The sequence below is a fragment of the Bradyrhizobium sp. WYCCWR 13022 genome, assembly GCF_030435535.1.
GTDB lineage: Bacteria > Pseudomonadota > Alphaproteobacteria > Rhizobiales > Xanthobacteraceae > Bradyrhizobium.
The window spans coordinates 98,222-123,031 of the sequence record NZ_JAUIZJ010000019.1; the positions used below are offsets into that span (position 1 = coordinate 98,222).

Annotated in this window: 20 protein-coding genes; 12 read left to right on the plus strand and 8 right to left on the minus strand. The window is 65.2% G+C overall.

Features of this window, described 5'->3' with window-relative positions; all coding sequences use genetic code 11:
* Window positions 1–56: 56 nt before the first annotated feature.
* From QY049_RS25860 to QY049_RS25870, 3 genes are all read left to right on the plus strand, one after another.
* Window positions 57–2,399 carry a xanthine dehydrogenase family protein molybdopterin-binding subunit gene (locus QY049_RS25860; protein WP_194479055.1) on the plus strand — a complete coding sequence of 781 codons (2,343 nt, stop codon included), beginning with the start codon at window positions 57–59 and terminating at the stop codon, window positions 2,397–2,399.
* A 15-nt stretch (window positions 2,400–2,414) separates the two neighbouring features.
* Window positions 2,415–3,212: a xanthine dehydrogenase family protein subunit M gene (locus QY049_RS25865; protein WP_258764649.1), complete on the plus strand. Its 798-nt coding sequence runs from the start codon at window positions 2,415–2,417 to the stop codon at window positions 3,210–3,212.
* 205 nt (window positions 3,213–3,417) lie between these two features.
* A complete protein-coding gene (locus tag QY049_RS25870; protein WP_258764648.1) occupies window positions 3,418–4,524 on the plus strand; it encodes a CaiB/BaiF CoA-transferase family protein in 1,107 nt (368 codons plus the stop codon).
* Window positions 4,525–4,556: 32 nt separating this feature from the next.
* Here the strand turns inward: QY049_RS25870 and hppD are convergent, their stop codons facing one another.
* Window positions 4,557–5,675 carry a 4-hydroxyphenylpyruvate dioxygenase gene (gene hppD, locus QY049_RS25875; RefSeq protein ID WP_258764647.1) on the minus strand — a complete coding sequence of 373 codons (1,119 nt, stop codon included), beginning with the start codon at window positions 5,673–5,675 and terminating at the stop codon, window positions 4,557–4,559.
* A 122-nt stretch (window positions 5,676–5,797) separates the two neighbouring features.
* Here hppD and QY049_RS25880 point away from each other — a divergent pair, with 122 nt between their 5' ends.
* Window positions 5,798–6,277 carry an Lrp/AsnC family transcriptional regulator gene (locus QY049_RS25880; protein ID WP_258764644.1) on the plus strand — a complete coding sequence of 160 codons (480 nt, stop codon included), beginning with the start codon at window positions 5,798–5,800 and terminating at the stop codon, window positions 6,275–6,277.
* Between the two features lie 73 nt (window positions 6,278–6,350).
* Window positions 6,351–6,662 carry a DUF1272 domain-containing protein gene (locus QY049_RS25885; protein ID WP_258764643.1) on the plus strand — a complete coding sequence of 104 codons (312 nt, stop codon included), beginning with the start codon at window positions 6,351–6,353 and terminating at the stop codon, window positions 6,660–6,662.
* Here QY049_RS25885 and fahA read toward each other — a convergent pair whose 3' ends face one another.
* The 5 genes from fahA to QY049_RS25910 all read right to left on the minus strand — a co-directional run bounded on the left by fahA (window position 6,663) and on the right by QY049_RS25910 (window position 12,330).
* Window positions 6,663–7,937: a fumarylacetoacetase gene (gene fahA / locus QY049_RS25890; protein WP_258764642.1), complete on the minus strand. Its 1,275-nt coding sequence runs from the start codon at window positions 7,935–7,937 to the stop codon at window positions 6,663–6,665.
* A gap of 176 nt (window positions 7,938–8,113) precedes the next feature.
* Window positions 8,114–9,460, minus strand: a complete 1,347-nt coding sequence (gene hmgA / locus QY049_RS25895; protein ID WP_258764640.1) for a homogentisate 1,2-dioxygenase — start codon at window positions 9,458–9,460, stop codon at window positions 8,114–8,116.
* A gap of 2 nt (window positions 9,461–9,462) precedes the next feature.
* Window positions 9,463–10,419: an MBL fold metallo-hydrolase gene (locus tag QY049_RS25900; RefSeq protein WP_194479047.1), complete on the minus strand. Its 957-nt coding sequence runs from the start codon at window positions 10,417–10,419 to the stop codon at window positions 9,463–9,465.
* Between the two features lie 35 nt (window positions 10,420–10,454).
* Entirely contained in the window at window positions 10,455–10,679 is a 225-nt protein-coding gene (locus tag QY049_RS25905) for a DUF2783 domain-containing protein (RefSeq protein WP_258764636.1), read from the minus strand.
* Between the two features lie 22 nt (window positions 10,680–10,701).
* Window positions 10,702–12,330: an FAD-dependent oxidoreductase gene (locus QY049_RS25910; RefSeq protein ID WP_258764635.1), complete on the minus strand. Its 1,629-nt coding sequence runs from the start codon at window positions 12,328–12,330 to the stop codon at window positions 10,702–10,704.
* 110 nt (window positions 12,331–12,440) lie between these two features.
* On the opposite strand from QY049_RS25910, the gene QY049_RS25915 reads away from it, so the two are divergent.
* Both QY049_RS25915 and QY049_RS25920 read left to right on the plus strand, forming a co-directional pair.
* Complete coding sequence (locus tag QY049_RS25915) at window positions 12,441–12,983, plus strand: MarR family winged helix-turn-helix transcriptional regulator (protein WP_194479045.1); 543 nt, start codon at window positions 12,441–12,443, stop codon at window positions 12,981–12,983.
* A 49-nt stretch (window positions 12,984–13,032) separates the two neighbouring features.
* A complete protein-coding gene (locus tag QY049_RS25920) occupies window positions 13,033–13,776 on the plus strand; it encodes a class I SAM-dependent methyltransferase (RefSeq protein ID WP_258764634.1) in 744 nt (247 codons plus the stop codon).
* 115 nt (window positions 13,777–13,891) lie between these two features.
* Here QY049_RS25920 and QY049_RS25925 read toward each other — a convergent pair whose 3' ends face one another.
* Entirely contained in the window at window positions 13,892–14,698 is an 807-nt protein-coding gene (locus tag QY049_RS25925; RefSeq protein ID WP_258764632.1) for an N-acyl homoserine lactonase family protein, read from the minus strand.
* 371 nt (window positions 14,699–15,069) lie between these two features.
* Between QY049_RS25925 and QY049_RS25930 the strand changes: the two genes are divergently transcribed.
* From QY049_RS25930 to QY049_RS25945, 4 genes are all read left to right on the plus strand, one after another.
* A complete protein-coding gene (locus tag QY049_RS25930) occupies window positions 15,070–16,593 on the plus strand; it encodes a caspase family protein (protein ID WP_258764631.1) in 1,524 nt (507 codons plus the stop codon).
* A gap of 142 nt (window positions 16,594–16,735) precedes the next feature.
* Window positions 16,736–17,407, plus strand: coding sequence for an OmpA family protein (locus QY049_RS25935; protein WP_258767104.1), 672 nt, complete (start codon window positions 16,736–16,738; stop codon window positions 17,405–17,407).
* Window positions 17,408–17,550: 143 nt separating this feature from the next.
* Window positions 17,551–18,480, plus strand: coding sequence for an efflux RND transporter periplasmic adaptor subunit (locus QY049_RS25940; protein WP_194479041.1), 930 nt, complete (start codon window positions 17,551–17,553; stop codon window positions 18,478–18,480).
* Window positions 18,480–21,623, plus strand: a complete 3,144-nt coding sequence (locus QY049_RS25945) for an efflux RND transporter permease subunit (protein ID WP_301270095.1) — start codon at window positions 18,480–18,482, stop codon at window positions 21,621–21,623. Before QY049_RS25940 ends, QY049_RS25945 begins: the two co-directional genes overlap by 1 nt.
* 82 nt (window positions 21,624–21,705) lie before the next feature.
* Here QY049_RS25945 and QY049_RS25950 read toward each other — a convergent pair whose 3' ends face one another.
* A complete protein-coding gene (locus QY049_RS25950; protein WP_194479039.1) occupies window positions 21,706–22,380 on the minus strand; it encodes a Crp/Fnr family transcriptional regulator in 675 nt (224 codons plus the stop codon).
* Window positions 22,381–22,616: 236 nt separating this feature from the next.
* On the opposite strand from QY049_RS25950, the gene QY049_RS25955 reads away from it, so the two are divergent.
* On the plus strand, window positions 22,617–24,671 hold the full coding sequence (locus QY049_RS25955) for an AsmA family protein (RefSeq protein WP_258764626.1): 2,055 nt from the start codon (window positions 22,617–22,619) through the stop codon (window positions 24,669–24,671).
* Window positions 24,672–24,810: the final 139 nt, after the last annotated feature.

A 24,810-nucleotide genomic window follows, 5' to 3' on the forward strand; every position in this document is an offset into this window, starting at 1 on the left:
GCTGCAGCTTTCGAGGGAAAGCGCGGTCAAGACAATTCCGGTCGGGAGGACCAGACATGGGTGTTGAAGGCATCGGCGCACGCGTCGTGCGCAAGGAAGACAAGCGTTTCATTACCGGCAAGGGCCGGTACGTCGACGACATCAAGCTACAGGGCATGACCTTTGCCCATTTCATCCGCAGCCCGCACGCGCATGCCAGGGTGAAGAAGATCGACTCGTCCGCCGCGCTGAAGATGCCGGGCGTGGTCGCGGTGCTCACCGGGCAGCAGCTCGTCGACGACAAGGTCGGCAACCTCATCTGCGGCTGGGCCATCACCTCCAAGGACGGCAGCCCGATGAAGATGGGCGCATGGCCGGCGATGGCGCCGGAGACCGTGCGCTTCGTGGGCCAGGCCGTTGCGGTCGTGATCGCCGAGAGCAAGAATCTGGCGCGTGACGCGGCGGAAGCCGTGGTCGTCGACTACGAGGAACTTGCCGCGGTCGCCGACGTCCATGCCGCCATCAAATCAGGCGCGCCACAGCTCCATCCCGAGGCCCCCGGCAACCAGGTCTATGACTGGGTGATCGGCGACGAGGCCGCGACGGATGCCGCCTTCGCCAAGGCCGCGAACGTGGTGAAGATGGATGTCACCAACAATCGCCTGGCGCCGAACCCGATGGAGCCGCGCTCGGCGATCGCCAACTACGACACCGCGGAGGAGCATTTCACCCTCTACACGACGTCGCAGAACCCGCACGTGGCCCGCCTCGTGCTGTCGGCGTTCTACAACATCGCCCCCGAGCACAAGCTGCGCGTCATCGCACCCGACGTCGGCGGCGGCTTCGGCTCCAAGATCTACATCTACCCGGAAGAGATGGTCGCGCTCTGGGCCTCCAAGAGGACCGGCCGCCCCGTGAAATGGACCAGCGACCGCACCGAGGCCTTCCTCACCGACGCGCATGGCCGCGACCACGTCACCCATGCCGAGATGGCGTTCGACGCCAACAACAAGATCGTCGGGCTGAAGGTGAAGACCTACGCCAATTTCGGCGCCTACATGTCGCTGTTCTCGTCAGCCGTGCCGACCTATCTCTACGCGACGCTGCTGTCGGGCCAGTACAACATCCCGCAGATCCATGCCGAAGTGATCGGCGTCTACACCAACACCACGCCGGTCGACGCCTATCGCGGCGCGGGCCGTCCCGAGGCCAGCTATCTCATCGAACGTCTGATGGAGACGGCGGCGCGGCAGCTCAAGGTCGATCCGGCCCAGCTGCGCCGGACCAACTTCATCACCCAGTTCCCGCACCAGACGCCCGTGATCATGGCCTATGACACCGGCGACTTTAATGCCTCGCTCGACGCCGCGATGAAGGCGATCGACTATGCCGGCTTCTCCGCGCGCAAGGCGCAGGCGAAGTCGCAGGGCAAGCTGCGCGGCATCGGCGTGTCCTGCTACATCGAGGCCTGCGGCATCGCGCCGTCGAAGGCGGTCGGCAGCCTGGGCGCCGGCGTCGGCCTCTGGGAGTCCGCGGAAGTGCGGGTCAACCCGGTCGGCACCATCGAGATCCTCACGGGCTCGCACAGCCATGGCCAGGGTCACGAGACGACATTCTGCCAGCTCGTCGCGGATCGCCTGGGCATTCCGATCAGCCAGGTCTCGATCGTCCACGGCGACACCGACAAGGTGCAGTTCGGCATGGGCACCTACGGCTCGCGCTCTGCGGCCGTCGGTCTCACCGCGATCCTGAAGGCCATGGAGAAGATGGAGTCCAAGGCCAAGAAGATCGCGGCCCATGCGCTGGAAGCCTCGGAAGCCGACATCGTCATCGAGAACGGCGAGTTCAAGGTGACGGGCACCGACAAGGCGATTGCGCTGCCGATGGTCGCGCTCGCGGCCTACACCGCGCACAATCTGCCTGACGGGATGGAGCCGGGCCTGAAGGAGAGCGCCTTCTACGACCCGACCAACTTCACCTTCCCGGCCGGCGCCTACATCTGCGAGCTCGAGGTCGATCCCAGCACCGGCAAGACCTCTTTCGTCAACTTCGTCGCCGCCGACGATTTCGGCCGGCTGATCAACCCGATGATCGTCGAGGGCCAGGTCCATGGCGGCCTGGTTCAAGGCATCGGGCAGGCGCTGCTCGAGCACGCGATCTACGACGGCAACGGCCAGCCGGTGACGGCCTCGTTCATGGACTACGCCATGCCGCGCGCCGACGATGTGCCCTCCTTCAACCTCTCCCACACCACGACGCTGTGCCCGGGCAATCCGCTCGGCATCAAGGGTTGCGGTGAGGCCGGCGCGATCGGCGCCTCTGCGGCCGTGATCAACGCGATCACGGATGCGATCGGCAAGAACAACCTGGAAATGCCCGCAACCCCTGACCGGGTGTGGCGCACGATCCATTCGGCTTGAGAGGGAGGAACGAAGATGTACCAGACCAACTATCATCGCGCTTCCTCGGTCGACGAAGCCGCAAGCCTTTTCGGCAAAAGCAGCGAGGCGAAGTTCATCGCTGGCGGCCAGACGCTGCTGCCGGTGATGAAGCAGCGGCTCGCGGGGCCTTCCGACGTCATCGACGTCGCCAAGATCAAGGAGCTGATCGGCGTCGAGGCCGCGGGCGACACGCTGACCATCAAGGCCGCCACGCCGCATTACGACGTGGCGACCAGCGATGCCGCGAAGAAGGCGATCCCCGCGCTCGCCTATCTGGCCTCGCTGATCGGCGACCCCGCCGTGCGCTATCGCGGCACCATCGGCGGCTCGATCGCCAACAACGATCCGGCCGCGGACTACCCGGCCGCGCTGCTCGCGCTCGGCGCCACCGTGAAGACCAACAAGCGGTCGATCGCGGCGAATGATTTCTTCAAGGGCCTGTTCACGACGGCGCTTGAAGACGGCGAGATCATCACTGCCGTATCGTTCCCGGTTCCGGCCAAGGCAGGCTACGCCAAGATGCGGCATCCGGCCTCGCGCTTCGCGCTCACCGCGGTCTTCGTCGCACAGACGAAGTCGGGCGAGATCCGCGTCGCCGCGACCGGCGCCTCGCAGAGCGGCGTGATGCGGGTTGGCGCGATCGAAGCCGCGCTGAAGGCGAACTGGTCGCCGTCGGCGCTCGACAGCGTCAGCATTCCTGCGACCGGATTGCTGGCCGACATCCACGGCACGGCGGAGTACCGCGCCAACCTCGTCAAGGTGATGGCGCAGCGCGCGGTGGCCGCAAGCTGACCATCGCTCTCTAGCGCCTCAACACAATTCTTCCGCGGCGCGCAGCAATGCGCGCCGCTTTTTATTATGCGCCCATGCATGAAAAGCGCTTGCCTCGCTGGCGTGAAGGCAGGAAAAGTTAATCAGCCAATTAAATCGCCCAGAGAGGAATGTCCGAGGCGTTGCCGGAACATCGGCACCGCCCGCGACCCGAGGAAACAAGCACGTGCTCGATAAACCAGCCCCCTCCGCGTCCGTCCGCACCTCAGGCCCGCTCGCGGGCTTCCGCATCGTCGAATTCGCCGGTATCGGGCCCGGCCCTTTCGCCTGCATGATGCTGGCAGACATGGGCGCCGACGTCGTCACGCTCGACCGCGTCGGCGCGAAGAAGAGCATGAAGTCGGTCGCGGGCCGCGGCCGCAAGGTGATCGAGCTCGATCTCAAGGACAAGGCGGCGATCGGGCAGGTGCTCGACCTGCTCGCCAGCGCCGACGCGCTGGTCGAAGGCTTTCGCCCCGGCGTGATGGAGCGGCTCGGCCTCGGGCCCGATGTCGTGCTCGCACGCAACCCGAAGCTCGTCTACGGCCGCATGACCGGCTGGGGCCAGGAAGGCCCGCTCGCCAACGCCGCCGGCCACGACATCAACTACATCTCGATCACCGGTGCGCTCGCCGCGATCGGCACCAGGGAAGCGCCGGTGCCGCCGCTCAACCTGGTCGGCGATTTCGGCGGCGGCGCGCTCTATCTCGTCGTCGGCGTGCTCGCCGCGCTGCTGGAAGCCCAGAAGTCCGGCAAGGGCCAGGTGGTCGACGCCGCCATGTGCGACGGCGCGGCATCGCTGATGTCGTTCTTCTTCGACATGAAGACGCTCGGCCGCTGGACCGAAGGCCGCGACCGGAATTTCCTCGACGGCGGCGCCCACTTCTATGGCGTCTACGAATGCGCCTGCGGCCACTTCGTTTCGATCGGCTCGATCGAGCCGCAATTCTACGCGCTGCTGCGCCAGCACGCGGGCCTCACCGACGCCGACTTCGACGCGCAGATGGACCCCAAGGCCTGGCCCGCGCTGAAGGAGAAGCTGAAGGCCGTGTTCAAGAGCAAGACGCGCGAGGACTGGTGCAAGATCATGGAAGGCACCGACATCTGCTTCGCGCCCGTTCTGACCATGTCGGAGGCGACCGAGCATCCGCACATGGTCGCCCGCAACGTCTTCATCGAGCGCCACGGCGTGAAGCAGCCCGCGCCGGCGCCGCGCTTCTCGCGCACGCAGTCCACGGTCCGGGAGCCGGAAGGCGCGGACATTGGCGCGGTGACTGCGGCGTGGAAGCGATAGGTCCGGCCGCCGCAGCCATCGCGTAGGGTGGCCTACGCCGCGTTGTCCACCTTCAACACCCCGCGGCGGATCTGATCCTCCTCGATCGACTCGAACAGGGCCTTGAAATTGCCCTCGCCGAAGCCGTCGTCGCCCTTGCGCTGGATGAACTCGAAGAAGATCGGGCCGATCGCGTTGGCCGAGAAGATCTGCAGCAGCACCTTGGTCTGGCCGCCATCGACCACGCCCTCACCGTCGATCAGGATGCCGTTCTTCTGCAAGCGTGCGACATCTTCGCCATGCTTGGGCAGGCGCGCATCGATCCGCTCGAAATAGGTCTCCGGCGGCGACGGCATGAAGGGCAGGCCGGCTTCGCGCAGGCCTTCGATCGTGCGATGGATGTCGCGGCAACCGCAGGCGATGTGCTGGATGCCCTCGCCGCGATAGATCGTCAGATATTCCTCGATCTGGCCGGAATCGCCGGCATCCTCGTTGATCGGAATCCGGATCTTGCCGTCGGGGCTGGTCAGCGCGCGCGAGAACAGGCCGGACGCGCGGCCCTCGATGTCGAAAAAGCGGATCTGGCGGAAGTTGAACAGTTTCTCGTAAAAGCTCGTCCAGACATCCATGCGGCCGCGATGGACGTTATGGGTGAGGTGATCGAGATAGAACAGGCCGGCGCCGACGGGCCGCGGATCGCGCGCACCCAGCCAATCGAACTCGGCATCATAGGCCGAGCCCTTGGCGCCGTAGCGATCGACGAAATAGAGCAGGCTGCCGCCGATGCCCTTGATCGCGGGCGCGTCGAGCGTCTTCTGTGCGGACGAAGCTTCCGCAGGCTCGGCGCCGAGCGCGATGGCGCGGTCATAGGCCGCCCTCGCATCGACCACACGGAACGCCATCGACGGCGCGCAGGGACCGTGCGCTGCGACGAACTCGGTGCCGTGGGTGCCGGGCTCCTCGTTGACGAGATAGTTGATGTCGCCCTGGCGATAGACCGTGATCTTCTTGGTCTTGTGACGCGCGACGGGCGCATAGCCCATCAGCTTGAACAGATCGTGCAGTTCCTGCGGATTGGGATGCGCATATTCGACGAACTCGAACCCGTCGGTGCCCATCGGATTGTCGGCGCTGATCGTGGCGGGCGGTGCATCGTGCGGAAACGGACCCATGGTGTTCTCCCGGATTTGCTGCTGGCTGGAACTATCCTTCATGCCGCGTGCAATGGGCGTGCAAATGGGGCGCGATTTCGCTATTCTATGCACGATCCGTGCATGAATTGGACAAAAGTCGCATGATTTCAGTGGATGCCTTCGACCTCAAGATCCTCGGCGCGCTCCAGGATGATGGCCGCCTCACCAACCAGGAACTGGCGGAGCTTGCAGGACTCTCCGCCTCGCAATGCTCGCGCCGGCGAATGCGGCTGGAAGAGGAGAAGGTGATTGCGGGCTATCACGCCGACCTCTCCAGCGAGGCGCTCGGCTTCGGCGTGATCGCCTTCATCCAGGTGGGGCTTGCGACCCACTCGCCGGACAATTCCAAGCGATTTCGATCGCTGGTGAACCGGATCGACGAGATCCAGGAGGCCTATTCACTGACGGGCGATGCAGACTACGTGCTCAAAGCCGTGCTGCGCGACCTCAAGGGGCTCTCGAATCTCGTCAACGACGTGCTGATGCCGCACCAGAGCGTGGCGCATGTGCGCTCATCCATCGTGCTGGACCGGCTGAAGGAAAGCGCAAAGCTGCCGCTGAAGGATTTGAAGGCTGGCTGAAATCGAGGGAACTACGCCATTCGCGCAACGCGAGCGATCTGCGATGATCGCCGTCAATCCGGGAGACTCAGCGATGGCCCTCCAGCTGCGACCGAACTGCGAATATTGCGACCGCGACTTGCCGCCTGATGCAACGGATGCGCGGATCTGCTCCTATGAATGCACGTTCTGTGCGGAGTGCGTCGAGACGAAGCTCTTCAACGTCTGCCCGAATTGCGGCGGCGGCTTTGCCCCGCGCCCGATCAGGCCGACGCAGGAATGGCGGCCGGGCGTGTGCACGAGCAAGCAGGCGCCGTCCGACAAGCGCGTGCATTTGAAGTACAGCCTTGACGACGTCGCCGCGCATTGCGCGCGGGTGCGCGACGTGCCGCCGGAGAAGCGATAGCTAATCCGCCGCCAATATCGTCCCCTCGACCTCGCCGAAGCCGACGCGATAGCCGCTGCCCTGGCACCAGCCGCGCATGACGAGGCTGTCGCCGTCCTCAAGGAACGAGCGCCGGGCGCCGCCGGGCAGCTCGACCGGCTCGGTGCCGTTCCAGCTGATCTCGAGCAAGCTGCCGCGCTGGTTCTTCTCCGGGCCGGATATGGTGCCGCTGCCGAGAAGATCGCCGACATTCATGGCGCAGCCGGAGGACGCGTGGTGCATCAACTGCTGCACCGAGGACCAGTACATGTATTTGAAATTGGTGCGGCTGATGCGCGTGGGCGAATTGGCACCGGCCGCGCGCAGGGAGACATCCAGCTCCAGGTCGTAGTTCTGCGGCCTCGCCTGCCTGAGATAATCCAGCGGCACCGGCTGCTGCGCCGGCCCGTTCAGGCGGAACGGCTCCAGCGCCTCGCGCGTCACCACCCACGGGCTGATCGAGGTCGCGAACGCCTTGGCGAGGAACGGGCCGAGCGGCACATACTCCCATTGCTGGATGTCGCGCGCGCTCCAGTCGTTGAGCAGCACGAAGCCGAAGATCATCTCCTCGGCCTGGCTCTCCGTGAGCATGCCGCCGATCGGCGAGGGCTGGCCGATCACCACGCCCATCTCCAGCTCGAAATCGAGCCGCTTGCAGGGGCCGAAGCTCGGCACCTCCACGTTCGGCGGCTTCAGCTGCCCGCGCGGCCGCTTCACCTTGGTGCCGGACACCACAACCGTGGAGGCACGGCCATTGTAGGCGATCGGCATGTGCAGCCAGTTCGGCTGCAGCGCATTGTCCTTGCCGCGGAACATCACGCCGACATTGGTGGCGTGCTCTTTGGATGAATAGAAATCGGTGTAGCCGGAAACCGCGAACGGCAGATGCAGTCTTGCATCGCGCATCGGCACCAGCGCCTGCCTGCGCAGCTCGTCGTTGTCGCGCAGCTCCGGATCATCGTGGCGCAACAGCTCGCTGATCCGCGCCCGTGTCCTGGTCCAGACCTTCGGCCCGAGCGCCATGAATGCATTGAGCGACGGCCCCGAGAACACGCCGAGCGCGCCGACATCGAGCCGCGAGTCCTGCTCCAGTTCCCAGAGATCGAGCACGTAATTCCCGATCGCAACGCCGACGCGCGGCGTCGGGTTCGCTGCGGTCGAGAACACGCCATAGGGCAGGTTCTGGATCGGGAAGTCGGAGGAAGGATCGACCTCGATGAAGGAGCGGAGGCTGGGGTCGTTGGGGTGGGTTGTCACTTTTCGCTCGGTCCTATTTCCTTCTCCCCCTGCGGGAGAAGGTGGCGCGAAGCGCCGGATGAGGGGTTCTATCCGCGAGTTCAAAAGAAAGAGGTTCACTCGCGGAGAGAACCCCTCACCCGTCTCACCGCTACGCGGCGAGCCACCCTCTCCCACAAGGGGAGCGGGAAAGCGAGCTACGGCCGGTTCGGATCGAACCGCTTCTCGAGGCCCTTCCAGCAATCCGCGTAATCGTCCTGCAGCGTCGACGCGTTCGCGGCATGCGCCGTGACGCGCTGCGGGTAGCGGGTCTCGAACATGAAGGCCATGGTGCCCGTGAGCTTCACCGGCTTCAGCTCGCCGTTGCTGGCGTGCTCGAAGGCGTCGCGGTCGGGGCCGTGCGGCAGCATGCAATTGTGCAGGCTCATCCCGCCCGGAACGAACCCCTGCGGCTTGGCGTCGTAGACGCCGTAGATCAGGCCCATGAACTCGCTCATGATGTTCATGTGATACCAGGGCGGCCGGAAGGTGTTGTCGGCGACCATCCAGCGCTCGGGGAAGATGACGAAGTCGATATTCGCGGTACCGGCAGTCTCCGACGGCGAGGTCAGCACCGTGAAGATCGAGGGATCGGGATGGTCGAAGCCGATCGCGCCGACTGGCGAGAAGGTGCGCAGATCGTATTTGTACGGCGCGTAATTGCCGTGCCAGGCGACCACGTCGATCGGCGAATGCGGCAGCGTGGTCTTGAACAGCGAGCCGCCCCATTTCACGAACAGCTCGGTCGGCGTGTCCTTGTCCTCGTAATTGGCAACGGGTGTAAGGAAGTCGCGCGCATTGGCGAGGCAATTGGCGCCAATCGGCCCCCGCTCCGGCAGCGTGAAGGCGCCGCCATAGTTCTCGCAGAGATAGCCGCGCGCCGGACCGTTCGGAATCTCGACGCGGAATTTCACGCCGCGCGGGATCACCACGATCTCGCCGGGCTCGGCATCGATGCGGCCGAACTCGGTGACGATGCGCAAGTTGCCCTGCTGGAGCACGAACATCAGCTCGCCGTCGGCATTGTAGAAATGCTGGTCGACCATCGACCTGGTGACGAGGTAGACATGCGCGGCCATGCCGGCCTGCGTGTTCACGTCACCCGCCGTCGTCATCGTCTGCACGCCCTGGACGAAGGTAACGTCCTCCTTCGGCAGCGGCGTCGGATCCCAGCGCAACTGCGCGATCGGCAGATCGTATTCATGGCAAGGCGCCGAGCGCCACAGCCCGGCATCAATCTTCTCGAAGCGACCGGAATGCTTCACCGAAGGGCGGATGCGATAGAGCCAGGAGCGCTCATTCGTGCCGCGCGGCGCAGTGAAGGGCGAGCCGGAGAGTTGCTCGGCATAGAGGCCATAGGCGCAGCGCTGCGGCGAGTTGCGCCCGATCGGCAGCGCGCCTGGCAGAGCCTCGGTTTCGAAACTGTTGCCGAAGCCGGACATGTAGCCCGGCGTGACTTGCGCCGAGCTGCGGACGATCTGATCGGGCGAGGTATTGATGTTCATGACTATCCTCCTCCTTGCAGGGCTGCCCACATTTCCTGGTCGCGCTTGTCGGTCCAGATCACGGGATCGTCGATCCCCGACGCTTCGTCATAGGCACGCGACACGTTGAACGGCAGGCAGTGCTCGTAGATGGCGAAACTGTGGAATTTCGGATCCATCACCTCGCGCGTTGCCGCCATCGATTCCTTCAGCGTGCGCCCCTTGGCGACCGAGATTTCGGCGGCACCGTAGAGCGAGGTCACGAAGTCGCGCGTCATCGCGATGGCTTCACGCACCGTGGCCGCGCCCTTCAGCGCATCGCCGCGGCCGGGCGCAATCGCCTTCGGATTGAAATTTCGGATCTCGTTCAGCGTCATCGGCCATTCGCGCAAATGCGCGTCGCCGCAATAGCAGGCGGAGTGATACTCGATGAGATCACCGGAGAACATGACTTCGGCATCGGGCACCCAGGCGACGATGTCGCCGGAGGTGTGGCCGGCACCGAGTTGCATCAGGCGCACTTCGCGTTTTCCCAGATAGATCGACATCTCGCCTTCGAAGGTGAGCGTCGGCCAGGTCAGGCCGGGAATGCTCTGCGCGTCCTGGAACAGGCGCGGGAAGCGGCCGTACTCGGAATCCCAATCCTGCTTGCCGCGCTCTTCGATGAGACGATAGGTCTCCTGCGAGGCGACGATGCCTTGCGCCTTGTAGGCGGACGCGCCCAGCACCCGCACGGCGTGATAGTGCGACAGCACGACATATTTGATCGGCTTGTCGGTGACGGTGCGGACGCGCTCGATCACCTTGTTGGCCATCGCCGGCGTCGCCTGCGCGTCGAACACGAGACAGCCGTCGTCGCCGACGATGACGGCCGTGTTCGGATCGCCCTCGGCGGTGAAGGCGTAGAGATCGGTGCCGATCTCGGAGAAGGTGATCTTCTTCTCGGAGAGATCGCCGGTAGATGCAAAGTTCTTCGCCATCAGTTCATCCTCAAGTCTTTGCTTTGAGCTCTGGGTTATTGTTGTTGCTGCTGTTGCTGCTGGCCATCGATCATACGGCGTTTCGCCAGCACGAGCGCGTCCCTGAGCACGTCGATGTCGCCGATATGGTTGGCCAGGATCAGCACCAGCGCCGCGTCGAAATCGGCGCTCTGCTCGTCGGTGAGGCCACGATGCGCCTCGACGATGGCGCGAAAGGCGTCGTCGGGCCGCGCGAAGTTGGAGCTGGTGGAGAGCGGCATCTAAAACCTCGATTCAAACCTTTCAATTCAAGCCTTGGGCCCGCGACAGCGCGGCGGCGATCGCCTCCCGCGTCGGATGGCGGAAGCGCGCCGCGACATAGCCGTCTGGCCTGAGCAGATAGGCCGTATCAGGCTCGGCGTCGTAGCGCCTGGCAACAAGGCCCTGGGGATCGGCAAGCCCGCCATCGCCGCCGATGCGGATGTCCTTCACGCCATCCGGCGCGTCGATCGCTGCGGCATTGCTGAACGAGAGCAGGGTGAAGTCCGCTCCACCCCTGCGGAACGCATCCGTCAGATAAGCCTGCTCGCCCGCGCGTGTCGTCACCGGTGCATCGAGCATGGAACAGCCAGGCGACGGTCCACCGCGCCAGGAATCCGCATCGCGCGATGACAGCGGCGAGTCGTAGCTGCACGGCACCGACAGCCGACCGCCATTGACCATGCGCTTGCCGAACTCGGTTTCCCTGGCGAGCGACAGCACCGCCTTGCGCAGCCGCGCTTCCTGATGCGAGTTCGGCGCCATGAAGTCGGTCGAGCGGGTGGATTCGCGGATGTTCTCGTCGGCAGCTAAGCTCCGCTCGACATGATAGGTCTCGAGCAGGCTCGCGGGGGAGGCGCCGCGCAGCACGCGGTCGAGCTTCCAGGACAGATTCTCGGCGTCCTCGAGTCCCGAGTTCGCTCCGCGCGCGCCGAAGGGCGAGACCTGATGGGCGGAATCGCCCGCAAAGATCACGCGGCCGTGGATGAAGCGATCCATCCGCCGGCACTGGAACTTGTAGAGCGAAATCCACTCGAACTCGAATTTGTCGTGACCGAGCATGCGCGCGATGCGCGGCCGCACATTCTCGGGCTTCTTCTCGACGACCGGATCGGCGTAGCGGTTGAGCTGGAGATCGATGCGCCAGACGTCGTCGGGCTGCCGGTGCAGCAGCGCGGAGCGTCCCGCATGAAACGGCGGATCGAACCAGAACCAGCGCTCGGTCGGAAATTCCGCGGTCATCTTGACGTCGGCGATCAGGAACTGGTCCTCGAACACTTGTCCAGCAAACTCGGCGCCGACCATCTGCCGCAGCGAGGACCGTGCGCCGTCGCAGGCGACGACATATTGCGCGTTCAGGCGATAGGCCCCTTCAGGCGTCTCGATCGTCAGCAGAGCGGAATCATTGCGCTGCTCGAGCGCCGTCACCTTGTTGCGCCAGCGCAGGTCGATCCCAGGCAGATCGCTGATGCGATCGACCAGATAGGCCTCGGCGTAATATTGCTGGAGATTGATGAAGGCCGGCCGCTTATGGCCATCCTCAGGCAGCAGGTTGAACTGATAGAGCTGGGACTCGCCATGAAAGATGCGGCCGACGCTCCACACCACGCCCTTGTCGACCATGCGGTCAGCAACGCCGAGCCGGTCCCAGTATTCCAGCGAGCGCTTCGAGAAGCAGATCGCGCGCGAACCCTCGCCGATGCGGTCGGCATCGTCCAGGAGCACGACGCGCTGGCCGCGCTGGGCGAGATCGATTGCCAGCGACAGCCCGACAGGGCCGGCACCGACGACCACGACCGGATGCTCGGCCGGGCTTTGGCCGGGGCGGTCCTGGTCGGAGTGGCGGCGATAGCCGAACTGGGTTTTGGCCTTTTGCGTATTGGCTTCCGCCATACACGAACCTCGGCTCTGGTCAGGACAGGACTGATCTGCTAGATAGTCTCACGTGCAACTATTTTGGACCGGAGCCGGCCGGCCGTCAACTGGAATTCGGAGCGCTCTCCTTGGCGAGGACATCCAGCGACATCGCGCTGAAGACAAAAGAAGCCAACGAGGCTTCGCCGCGGCCCAAATCGCGGCTCGATCTGTTCAAGTTCGTGCCGTTCCGCCTCAACCGACTCGCGGCGGAAGTCAGTTCCGCGCTCGCGGTCGAGTATCAGGAGCGGCATGGCCTCGACATTCCCGCCTGGCGCGTGATTGCGACGCTCGGATTCCGCAACGATGCCTGCAGCGCGCAATTCATCTCGCAATGTACCCGCACGCATAAATCGACCATCAGCCGCGCGGTGACGACGCTGCTGCATGACGGCCTGATCGAGCGGGTCGAGAACGAGGCGGACCGCCGCGAATTCCGCCTGCAACTGACCAGGAAGGGACGCGCGCTCTACGAGGAGTTGTTCCCGCAATTGCTGCGGCGGGAAGACGAGATTTTGGCGTGCCTCTCTGCGCAGGAGCGCAAGCAGCTCTCCGCACTGCTCGGCAAGATCGAGGAGAGCCTCGATTTGATCCAGACCAGCGAGGAGGCCGACGCCAAGCAGGCGTATTAAGGCGTATACGCATAGACGCCTGGACCGGTTGAGAAAGCTTGGTAGGCTCGTGAAGGCACAGGCTTATATCGCGGCGCTACTTGTGGCATTTGCCGCAACTCGCGCATACGCCGCCGACATCGGTTATCTGGCTCCTCCGGGAGTCGCTGCGAACGAGTTTCCCTCGCCGCAGCGCCCCGTTGCACGGATCGTCAGCCCACGCCGTGCCGCCGAAGAGCGCCGCGACGCCCTCAATGAGGCCGGCCAGATCGCACGTGCTCTCGAACTGAAACCAGGCATGACGGTCGCCGACATCGGAGCAGGCAGCGGCTACCACACGGTCAGGCTCTCGCGCCTCGTCGGCCCCGCCGGCTCCGTCATTGCCCAGGACGTCACGCGGGACTACCTCGTCGAGCTCGCCAGGCGAACAGAACTTCTGAAGTTGACGAACGTGCAATTCGCGCTCGGCGAACCACACGACCCGCGCCTGCCCGCTTCCTCGCTGGATGCCGCAATTCTCGTGCACATGTATCACGAGATCGCCCAGCCCTATGCCTTCCTCTACAATCTCGCGCCCGCCTTGAAGCAGGGTGCGCGGATCGGGATTGTCGATCTCGAGCTTCCGACGTCGAAGCATGGCACGCCAATCGAGCTCTTGCGCTGCGAATTGACCGCCGTCGGCTATCGCGAGGTCGCCGCATATCAGCTTGCAGGGGACACAGGATACCTGGCGATATTCTCTCCGCCGGAGCCAGCGGCGCTAAAATCTCCCCGCGATATCGTTGCTTGCAGCGATCCTGCCGGTACTCGCTGACAGCGCACCCGTTGCTCGTCTCGGAGGTTGAACAGATCCGGAGATCGAGGAGAGCCTCGGCCTGATCCAGACCCGCGAAGAGGCTGACGCCAGGCAGGCGGATTAGCCACCATCGTCACTTCGCAAACGACCGCGTCGGCGGCAGGTGCAGCGCCCAGGCATCGACCTTGTCGCTCGCGCGCGGATAGATTTCGGTCACGATCGGATCGTGGCCGGGAATGTAGCGATCGGGATGGCCGGCGAGACGTTCGATCGTCTCCCAGCCGACCGCCATGTCGCCGACATTGTAGACGATCGGGAACGGGCTGCGGCGCTGCAGATTGGCGTAGTAATGCGCAGCGTCCGATGCCAGCACCACGGGACCGCGCGCCGTCTCGACCTTGACCACCTGCAGGCCGTCGGAATGGCCACCGACACGATGCACGGTCACGCCGGGCGCGACCTCGCCATCACCGGAATAAAAATTCACGCGCTCGCCATAGACATGGCGGACCATCTGCGTGACGTGCTCGACCGAGAATGGATGTCGCAGCAGTCCGTTGCACATGCAGCGGCCCGTGGCGTAGGCCATCTCGCGCTCCTGGAGATGGAAGCGCGCATTCGGGAAGCGATCGAGATTGCCGGCGTGGTCGTAGTGCAGATGCGTCACGATGATGTCGCGAATGCTGGATGCCGCGACGCCGAAGCGCTCCAGCGCGTCGACCGGATTGAGCGTCAGTTTTCGCGCGCGCGAGGCAGCCTCTTCGGCATTGAAGCCGGTATCGACCAGGATATCGCGGCCCTGCCCCCGGATCAGCCAGACGAAGTAGTCGAGATCCTGCGCCGCGCTCTCATGCGGATCGGGCGCCAGAAAATTCATGCTGGGGGTGCGCGGCGACATCGTCGCATAGCGCAGGGCGTAGATTTCGTAGGCGTTTCCCATGGCGTTGATCCCGGCTCTTGCTTTTTTCTGAATGGGCCTGCCGCGCACCAAGCCATCGTCCGCCGCAAAGGTCAAACGTCCGAGGCCGCGGCGAATGCGGGGCTGCAATGTGAGACCAATCACATTTTCGTCGCGAGTGCCGGCCTAACATGGCTGCCGGAACCCCGAACCAGAACGCGTCGAGTGAGACCGTGACCGCCGAATTATTCCCCTCGCGAGCGGCCTCTGCGTCGCGGTCAATTGTCGCGATAATGCCGAATCTCCAAGCGGTTGACGCCCCCGTTCGCCGGTTTGATAATGCACTTTGCGTAAGTTAAGGTCGCCGCGGCGCAAGCTGGGAACGGCGCCTTTTTGGCTGGACCGCGCTGATTATGAAAATTCGCTTCCTTTTTCTTCTGCCGTTGCTTGTCGCGTTTATCCCGGCCGCCCCGTCGCATGCGGCCGGTGACCGCTTCGCGCTGGTGATCGGCAACGCCAAATATCCCGATGCCGACAGCCCGCTGAAGGAGCCGATCAACGACGCCCGCGACGTCGCCGACGAGCTCAAGCGCGACGGCTTCACGGTGGAGACCGGCGAGAACCTGACCGGCGACGGCATGCGCCGCGCCTTCGACAAGCTCTATGGCAAGATCAAGCCGGGCTCGGTGGCGCTGATATTCTACAGCGGGTTCGGCATCCAGTCGGCACGGCAGAGCTACATGATCCCGGTCGATGCGCAGATCTGGACCGAGTCCGACGTCCGCCGCGACGGTTTCAGCATCGAGGCCATCCTCGGCGAGCTCAACACGCGCGGTGCCGGCGTCAAGATCGCGCTGATCGATGCCAGCAGACGCAACCCGTTCGAGCGCCGGTTCCGCAGCTTCTCGGCAGGCCTGACGCCGGTCATTGCGCCGAACGGCACGCTGGTGATGTATTCGGCCGCCCTGGCGTCAGTGGTGTCGGATGCCGGCGGCGACCACAGCCTGTTCGTGCAGGAATTGCTCAAGGAAATCCGCGTCCCCGACCTGATGGCGGAGGAAACGCTGAACCGCACCAAGATGGGCGTCACCCGCGCCTCGCGCGGCGAGCAGGTGCCGTGGATCTCGTCCTCGCTCGCCGAGGATTTCTCGTTCATCCCGGGTGCGACCGGATCGCGCCCGACGGCGATGACGCCGCCGCCGGCGTCCCCCGCACCACCGCCTCCCGTTGCCAACAATCCGCCTCCGGCTCCGCCAGCCCCGCCGCCCGCACCCGTGGCTGCGAACAATCCGCCGGCGCCGCCCGCACCCCCGTCACCACCGCCGCCGTCACCGAAGCCGCAGGTGGACGCCGCACTGCCTCCGCCGCCACCGCCGGTGAAGCCGGCCGAGACGGCTCCGGCGCCGAACGCCGATGGCGGTCCGAGCGCGGCCGCGCTGGCGGAAGATCCCACCATCAAGGGCCTCACGGCCAAGATCGCCGCCAACCCTGACGACGTGAATGCGCTGTACCGGCGCGGCCAGGTCTATGCCAGCAAGGGGGCCTACCGCCTCGCCATCAAGGATTTCGACGACACGCTGCGGATCAATTCGAAGGACGTCGAAGCGCTGAACAACCGCTGCTGGACCCGTACCGTGGTCGGCGACCTCCAGGGCGCATTGAAAGACTGCAACGAGGCGCTGCGGCTGCGCCCGAATTTCGTCGATGCACTGGACAGCCGTGGGCTGGTGAACCTCAAATCCGGGGCGGTGAAGAACGCCATCGCCGATTTCGACGCCGCGCTGAAGATCAACCCCCGCCTGACCTCCTCCCTCTATGGACGGGGCGTGGCCAAGCAGCGCAACGGCTCCGCCCAGGAGGGCGCACTCGACATCGCAAACGCCAAGGCGATGGACCCGAACATCGTACAGGAATTCGCAAGTTACGGAGTGCGTTGATATTTTTTGATTTGAGGCGGGCGGCGCCTCGAACCCCAGGCCTCCCCGCCAAGACTAACTGAACGGATGCCGCAGACGGCCCTGTCGTGGGCCTGTTGCAGGAAATTTGGAACCGCGCGGGCTTGCGCAGGAGGGACAGATGATGAGACTGGCTGCAAAAGGACTGACCGCGATCCTGTCCGTCGTCACCCTCGGTGCCGCGCTGTCGCTGACACTCTCACCCGCCCTGGCCGGCGACGACGGCAACAGCAAGAACGTCACCGAGGACGAGATCGTCCGCGCCCTGGCGCCGCCGCCGAAAAAGCCGCTGACCCGCGGCCTCTCGATCGGCCCGCAGGCGGATCCCGTCCCGAACGCGGCGGAAACCAAGTTGATCCAGTCGGTCCGCGGCCGCGCCACGCGCTCGCTGTCGTCGACCGAGCGCGAGGAGATCGCCACCGCCGCCAAGGACAAGCCGAACATCGATCTGGAAATCACCTTCGACTACAACTCGGCCGACATCAGCGCCAAGTCGCTGCCTTCGGTGCAGGCGCTCGGCCGCGCGCTGACCAACCCCGACCTGAAGGGCTCGACCTTCGTGGTCGCGGGCCACACCGATGCCGCCGGCGGCGAGAGCTACAATCAGGAACTGTCGGAACGTCGCGCGGATTCGATCAAGCGCTACCTCGTCGAGAAGTACAGCATCGCCGCGGCCGACCTCGTCACCGTCGGCTACGGCAAGAGCAAGCTGAAGGATCCGAGCCAGCCGATGGCGGAGGTGAACCGCCGCGTGCAGGTCGTGAACATGGAAAACAAGACCACCGCATCGAAATGACCACGACGTAATCCTTTGCAGTGACCAGTCGTGATGTGGTGTAAAGTCTCAAGCCCGGCGCGCGTCCTGCAGCCCTGCGGGACGCCGCTTCGTTTCAGGGAAACCTTTCCGATAACCACACGCCAGGCCAGGATGATCCGGCGATGAACATCTCCGAATATCTCAAGCCTGCGGGTACCGTGGCGTTCATCATCGCGCTCGGCGTCGGCTATTACTGGTTCGAGCATCGGCATCGTCCCGAGGCGAAGGACACGCCGGGCGAGGCGCTCGTCATCGTGGCGAAGTCGACCAATGCCTGCTTCTCCGACCTGGTGCGGGTGACCGGCTTCTTCGTGCCGCGGCGCGAGGCCGTGGTCATGGCCGACCAGGAAGGATCGAGGGTCACCGACGTCTTCGTCACCGAAGGCGCTGTCGTCACCGACAACCAGGAGTTGGCGCGGCTGACGCCGCCGCCACAGATCCCGGGGCAGCCGCAACGGCCGGGCAACCAGGGCCCGATCTCGCTGAAGGCATCCGCACCGGGCCTCATCACGGAAGTCCGCACCATCGTCGGCGCACCCGCATCGCCGCAGGCGGGGCCGATGTTCCGCATTGCCGTCAACGGCGAGATCGAGCTGGATGCGCAGGTCCCGGCCGTGCATATGCCGAAGCTCAGCCCCGGCGCGACGGTGCGGATCAGCCGCGACGACGCCGCCGATTTGATCGGCAGGGTCCGGCTCGTCGCCCCCGAGATCGACCGCGCCACTCAGCTCGGGCACGTCCGCATCAGCGTGACCAACAATCCCTCACTTAAGGTCGGCATGTTCGCCCGCGCCTCCATCGACGCCAAGCGAAGCTGCGGCGTCGCGGTGCCGAAGACCGCGATCGACCACCTCACCGTCCAGGTGGTCAAGAGCAACACCATCGAGACACGAAGGGTACGCGTCGGGCTGACATCCGACAGCCAAACGGAAATCCTCGAGGGCGTCGACGTCGGAGAAATCGTCGTCGCCGACGCCGGATCATCGCTGCATGACGGCGACCAGATCAAGACCATGTTCGCCGATGAACTCGATCGCACGCGGGTACGCTGATGGCTCTCAATATCTCGGCATGGTCGATCCGCAATCCGCTGCCATCGGTGGTCTTTTCGATCATCCTGTTGATCCTCGGCTGGACCTCATTCACCAAGCTCGCGATCACGCGATTGCCCTCGGCCGATATTCCGGTGATCTCGGTCGCGGTCTCGCAGTTCGGCGCCGCACCGGCCGAGCTCGAATCGCAGGTCACCAAGACGGTTGAAGACGCCGTCTCCGGCGTCGAGGGCGTGCGGCACATCACCTCCTCGATCACCGACGGCGTGTCGGTCACCACCATCCAGTTCGCGCTGGAGACCAATACCGACCGCGCCCTCAACGACGTCAAGGACGCAGTGACACGCGTGCGCTCGAACCTGCCGCAGAACGTCACCGAGCCGCTGATCCAGCGCGTCGACGTGATCGGCCTGCCGATCGTCACCTATGCCGCAATCTCGCCCGGCAAGACGCCGGAGCAACTCTCTTATTTCGTCGACGACGTGGTCAAGCGCGCGCTGCAGGGCGTGCGCGGCGTCGCCCAGGTCGAGCGCATCGGCGGCGTCGAGCGCGAGATCCTGGTCTCGCTCGATCCCGATCGCCTGCAGGCGATGGGGCTGACCGCCGTCAATGTCAGCCAGAGCCTGCGCGGCACCAACGTCGACGTCGCCGGCGGACGCGCCGAAATCGGCAAGAACGACCAGGCGATCCGGACGCTGGCCGGCGCCAAGACGCTGAGCGACCTCGCCGGCACCATGGTCCCGCTGTTCGGCGGCGGCGAGGTCAGGCTCGACGATCTCGGCACCGTGACCGACACCATCGCCGACCGCCGCACCTTCGCCCGCTTCAACGGCGAGCCGGTGGTCGCGCTCGGCATCAAGCGATCCAAGGGCGCCAGCGACGTGAAGGTCGCCGAAGCCGTGCAGAAGCGCATCGACGCGCTCAAGGCCGCCTATCCCGACGTCGATCTCAAGCTGATCGACACCTCCGTCGAATACACCAACGGCAACTACGAAGCGGCGATCTCGACCCTGTTCGAGGGCGCCATCCTCGCCGTCGTCATCGTGCTGCTGTTCCTGCGCGACCTGCGCGCCACGATCATCGCCGCAGTCTCGCTGCCGCTGTCGATCTTCCCGGCCTTCTGGGCGATGGACATCCTCGGCTTCTCGCTCAACCTCGTCAGCTTCCTCGCCATCACGCTGTCGACGGGTATCCTGGTCGACGACGCCATCGTCGAGATCGAGAACATCGTGCGGCACATGAACATGGGCAAATCGCCTTATCGTGCCGCGCTGGAAGCCGCCGACGAAATCGGCCTCGCCGTGATCGCGATCTCGCTGACGATCATCGCGATCTTCGCGCCCGCGAGCTTCATGTCGGGCATCGCCGGGCAGTTCTTCAAGCAGTTCGGCATCACCGTCTCGGTGCAGGTGTTCTTCTCGCTGCTCGCGGCCCGCTTCGTGACGCCGATGCTGGCGGCCTACTTCCTCAAGCATCACGCCCACGAAGAGCCGCCTCCCGGACGCATCCTGCGGACCTATCACGGCCTCGTCTCGTGGTCGGTGAAGCACTATTTCATCACCGTGCTGATCGGCTTCGGCATCTTCGCGGCCTCGATCTGGAGCATCACGCTGCTGCCGCAGGGCTTCCTGCCGGCGCAGGACAGCGCCCGCTCGCTGCTCGCCCTCGAACTGCCGCCGGGCACGCAGCTCGCCTACACCGAGAAGGTCACCGAGGACATCGTCGCACGCCTGCGCAAGCGGCCCGAGGTGAAGAGCATCTTCGTCGACGGCGGGCGCGTTCCGCCGGGCACCCAGGAAGTCCGGCGCGCCGCCCTGATCATCAACTACACGCCCAAGAACGACCGCAAGATCACCCAGCGCGAGCTCGAATTCTCGATCAGCCAGGAGCTGGAGAACGTTCCCGACATCCGCTTCTGGTTCCTCGACGAGAACGGCCTGCGCGCGATCTCCCTGGTGGTGACCGGCGTCGATGCCAACATCGTCAACAACGTCGCCAGCGAGCTCGCGACGCAGATGAAGCGGATTTCGACGATCTCCAACGTGATCTCGGAAACCTCGCTGGAACGTCCCGAACTGCGCATCGAGCCGCGCGCCGATCTCGCCGCACGACTCGGCGTCTCGACCGAAAGCCTGTCGCAGACCATCCGCGTCGCCACCATCGGCGACGTCGGTCCGGCGCTCGCCAAGTTCGACGTCGGCGACCGCCTCGTGCCGATCCGGGTGCAGCTCGAGGATGCCGCGCGCGGCAATCTCAAGACACTCGAGCAGTTGCGCCTGCCGCTCGGCGAGCACGGCGAGAAGGGCGGCGTGCCGCTCTCCGTCATCGCCGACGTCAAGCTCGACCAGGGCCCGACCAGCATCAACCGCTACGACCGCGAGCGGCAGGCCACCGTCGCCGCCGACCTCGTCGGCTCCGCCGCGCTCGGTGACGCCACCAAGAAGATCTACGACCTGCCCGTCATGAAGAGCCTGCCGAAGGGCGTGAAGGTCTCCCCCTCCGGCGACGCCGAGAGCCTCAACGAGCTCTCCGACGGCTTTGCCACGGCGATCACGGCCGGCCTGATGATGGTCTATGCGGTGCTGGTGCTGCTGTTCGGCACCTTCCTGCAGCCGATCACCATCCTGTTCTCGCTGCCGCTCTCGATCGGCGGTGCGATCGCGGCGCTGCTCGTCACCGGCAAGCAGCTCACCACGCCGGTGTGGATCGGCATCCTGATGCTGATGGGCATCGTCACCAAGAACGCGATCATGCTGGTTGAGTTCGCCATCGAATCCATCAACTCCGGCAAGCCGCGCGACGAGGCGATGATCGACGCCGGCATGAAACGCGCCCGTCCGATCGTCATGACCACGATCGCGATGGCGGCCGGCATGATGCCGAGCGCCCTTGCCGTCGGCGCGGGCGGCGAGTTCCGCTCGCCGATGGCGCTCGCGGTGATCGGCGGCCTGATCTTCTCGACCATCCTGTCGCTGGTGTTCGTGCCCGCGATGTTCATGGTGATGGACGATCTCGGCGCCCTGATCTGGCGCTTCGGCAAGCGGCTGATCGTGCACAGTGCGGATGCAGAGACGGACGGTCGTCACGACGCCGCGGATGCTGCGCCGGCACCGAAGAGCATCGTGCACCCTGCGGCGGAGTAGATTTCCTCCGCCTTGTCTCAAACAAGTGCACGAGCAGCGATAGTCGCGGCAAAGCGAACCTCCTTGCCGCGATCCGCCACCCCTACTCGTTCCGCGCGATCGCCGTCAGCTTGGTCATGTTCCGCAGCAAAATCCGGCCGCGCTGCAGATCGAGGATCGCTTCCTTGCGCCAGGCCTGAAGCTGGCGGTTGACGCTCTCGCGGGCGGCGCCGACGAAGACGCCGAGCTGTTCCTGCGAGATATGCACCTCGGAGCCGAAGTCGGCGGCGAGCGCGCAGAGCCGCCGCGCCAGCCGCACCGGCAGCGGCTGCAACATGGATTCCTCCATGCGCTCGCTCTGCCAGCGGATGCGCTGGCACAACAGCGCGATGATCTTGATCGCGACCTTGGGCTCGCGCTCGAGGAAGGCGAGGAAGTCTTCGCGCCGCAACACGAACAATTCGCTGGTTTCGCCGGCCGTCGCATCGGCAGTGCGGCTCTGGCCGTCGAGCACGGCGACCTCGCCGAACAGATCGCCCGGCCCCATGAAGTTCAGCGTCAACCGGCTGCCGTCGGAGGCGCCGGTCTCGATACGAACCTGGCCGCGGCGCACGCCGAACAGCGCGTCGCCCGGGTCGCCCTTCTGGAACAGCACCTCGCCATTCGCCAGATGCTGGGTGTGGCAGAGGGTGGACAGCCGCTGGAGTTCGTCCGCTCCGAGATCGGCGAACATGGCATTCATTTTCAGAATGACCGCAAATTCGGCCTGCTTGCTCATTTCAACGTCCTTGTGAATTTCTTGGTTAGTTTCTTTGGCAAATCGCTTGGAAGCATCAACGTCAGAATCGCGTAAAACCGCGCCGGAGAAGTGTGTCATAAGTCACATAACTTTGCAGCACCTCCCGACTATTTTTAGCGGCTTGGAGCGGCTTCCCGTCCCGGGATAAACTCTGGCGCAAAAGGACGGGTCGTCCGCCGGATTCGACGCCGCTCGTCCGTCGTTGGAAAGTCGACATGAGAGCCGTGAAATTCGCCGGCGCAGCCTTGGCCGCCGTCATCGTCGTGATCGTCCTCCTGCTGGTGATCGGGATCCCCTCGGGGTTGCTGACGACGACGATTGCCTCGCGCGTCGAGCAGGCGACCGGCTATCGCCTGTCGATCGACGGAACCGCCAAGATCAGCCTGTGGCCGACGCTGAACGTCACGCTGAACGACCTCACGCTGAGCGATCCCCGGGATCGCAGCGGCATCACGCGCGTGACGATCGACCGCGTGCAGGCCGACATGTCGCTCGCAAGCGCGTGGTCGGGCCATCCCGACATCAGCGAGATCGTCGTCACCCATCCCGTGCTGTACCAGCCGCTGCTGCGTGAGCGCTTGCCGAACGCCGATGCATCGCCCAAGCCCCCGGCCCCCGACATGGGCGGCGCGACCATCGCCCGCGTCAAGATCACCAACGGCGAAGTCGCATTCGCGCGCGTGCGCGACCGCATCGACAGCCGCATCAGCGCCATCAATGCCGACGCCGTCACGGGCCGCGACCGCAGGATTGCGATCGCCGGAACCGCACGCGTCGGCGAGCATCCGACCAGGTTCGACATCAAGGCGACCGCGCCGGCGCCGCCAATCGAGCGACAGACCATCCCGGTCGATTTCGCCATCGACATGCCCGACGTGCTGAAGTCGCAGCTCGCCGGCCATGCCGAGATGCGCCTCAACGGCGCGGTCGTGATGATCAACGGCGTCAACGGCACGCTCGGCGACGGCGCCTTCAACGGCTGGGCCTCGGTCGACATCGCGAGCAAACCGCTGGTGAAGGTCGATCTCGACTTCCGGCGGCTCGCGATTCCCCTGGCGAAATCGCCTGAGGGCGCGACCGGCCAGCCCTGGAGCGACGCGCCGATCGACGTGTCCGGGCTCAACTATGTCGACGCGCAGATCAGGATCTCGGCCGGCGAAGCCGTGATCGGCGAGGCGCGTCTTGCGCCGCTGGCGCTCGATGCAAAGCTCGCCGGCGGCATCCTGAAGGCAGGCACTGCGAATCTCGGCGCCTATGGCGGCCAGGTCTCGGGCGAGGTGATCCTGGATGCGACCAGCGGCGCGCCGAGCTTTGCGATGCATTCCGACCTCGTCGGCGTGCGCGCGCTGCCGCTGCTGCAAGGCCTTGCCGAATTCGACCGGATCGACGGCAAGCTGCAGGCCAAGCTCGCGCTGCGCAGCGCCGGCGCCAGTCAACGCGCGCTGATGGCGAACATGCAGGGCACGGCCTTCGTCAATTTCCAGGACGGCGCCATCCGCGGCATCAATGTCGCGCAGATGATCCGCTCGCTGACGTCGGGCACGCTGTCGGGCTGGCAGGACAGCCAGAACTCCGGCCAGGAGCTGAGCAAGGAGCAGAGCACGGACCTGTCACAGCTCTCGGCCTCGTTCCGCATCGACAAGGGCCAGGCGGTGACGACCGACCTCAACCTGATCGGGCCGCTGGTGCGCGTCACCGGCGCGGGCACCATCGCACTCGACACCAAGATGATGGGCTTTCGCGTCGAGCCGAAGCTGGTGATGACGACCGAAGGCCAGGGCCGCGCCTCCGAGCCGGTCGGCTTCGGCATTCCCGTGATGATCACCGGCGCTTGGTCGCAGCCGCGGATCTACCCCGACATGGCCGGGATGCTCGACAATCCCGATGCCGCCTATGCCAAGCTGCGCGAGATGGGCAAGGGCCTGTTCGGGCCCGACGGCGCCGGGCTCGGCGGCATCCTGAACAGTTTCGGTCTCGGTCCCCCGAGCGGCGGCAACGCCAATCCGCAAGCCCAGCAGCCAGGGCAAGGACAAGCACAAGGGCAGAACAACCTGCTCGGCGGCCAGCTCGGCGAGGCGATCGGCAATCTGATCCAGCAGGGGCTCTCGAGCGGCGCCGGCAACGGAACCGGCCGAAGCCGCAGCCTTCCCGGCGCGCCGACCACACCGGCGCCGCAGGCTTCGCCCGCCGCTCCGATCCAGGACCCGCCCGAGGCGCAACAGGACAGCCAGCCGATGAACGACGTGATGCGGCAACTGTTCAATCGGTGATTGGCGAACCAGGGCGTCGCGCTCCGCGCGCAGCCGGAGACCCCCGCCTCGCCGATTTCTTCATCCGAACGGAGGAGGACATCTGCCGGCTGCGACAATTCACCGCCCTGCTGGCCGTCCGGGCGTTGTCCCGCGGGTA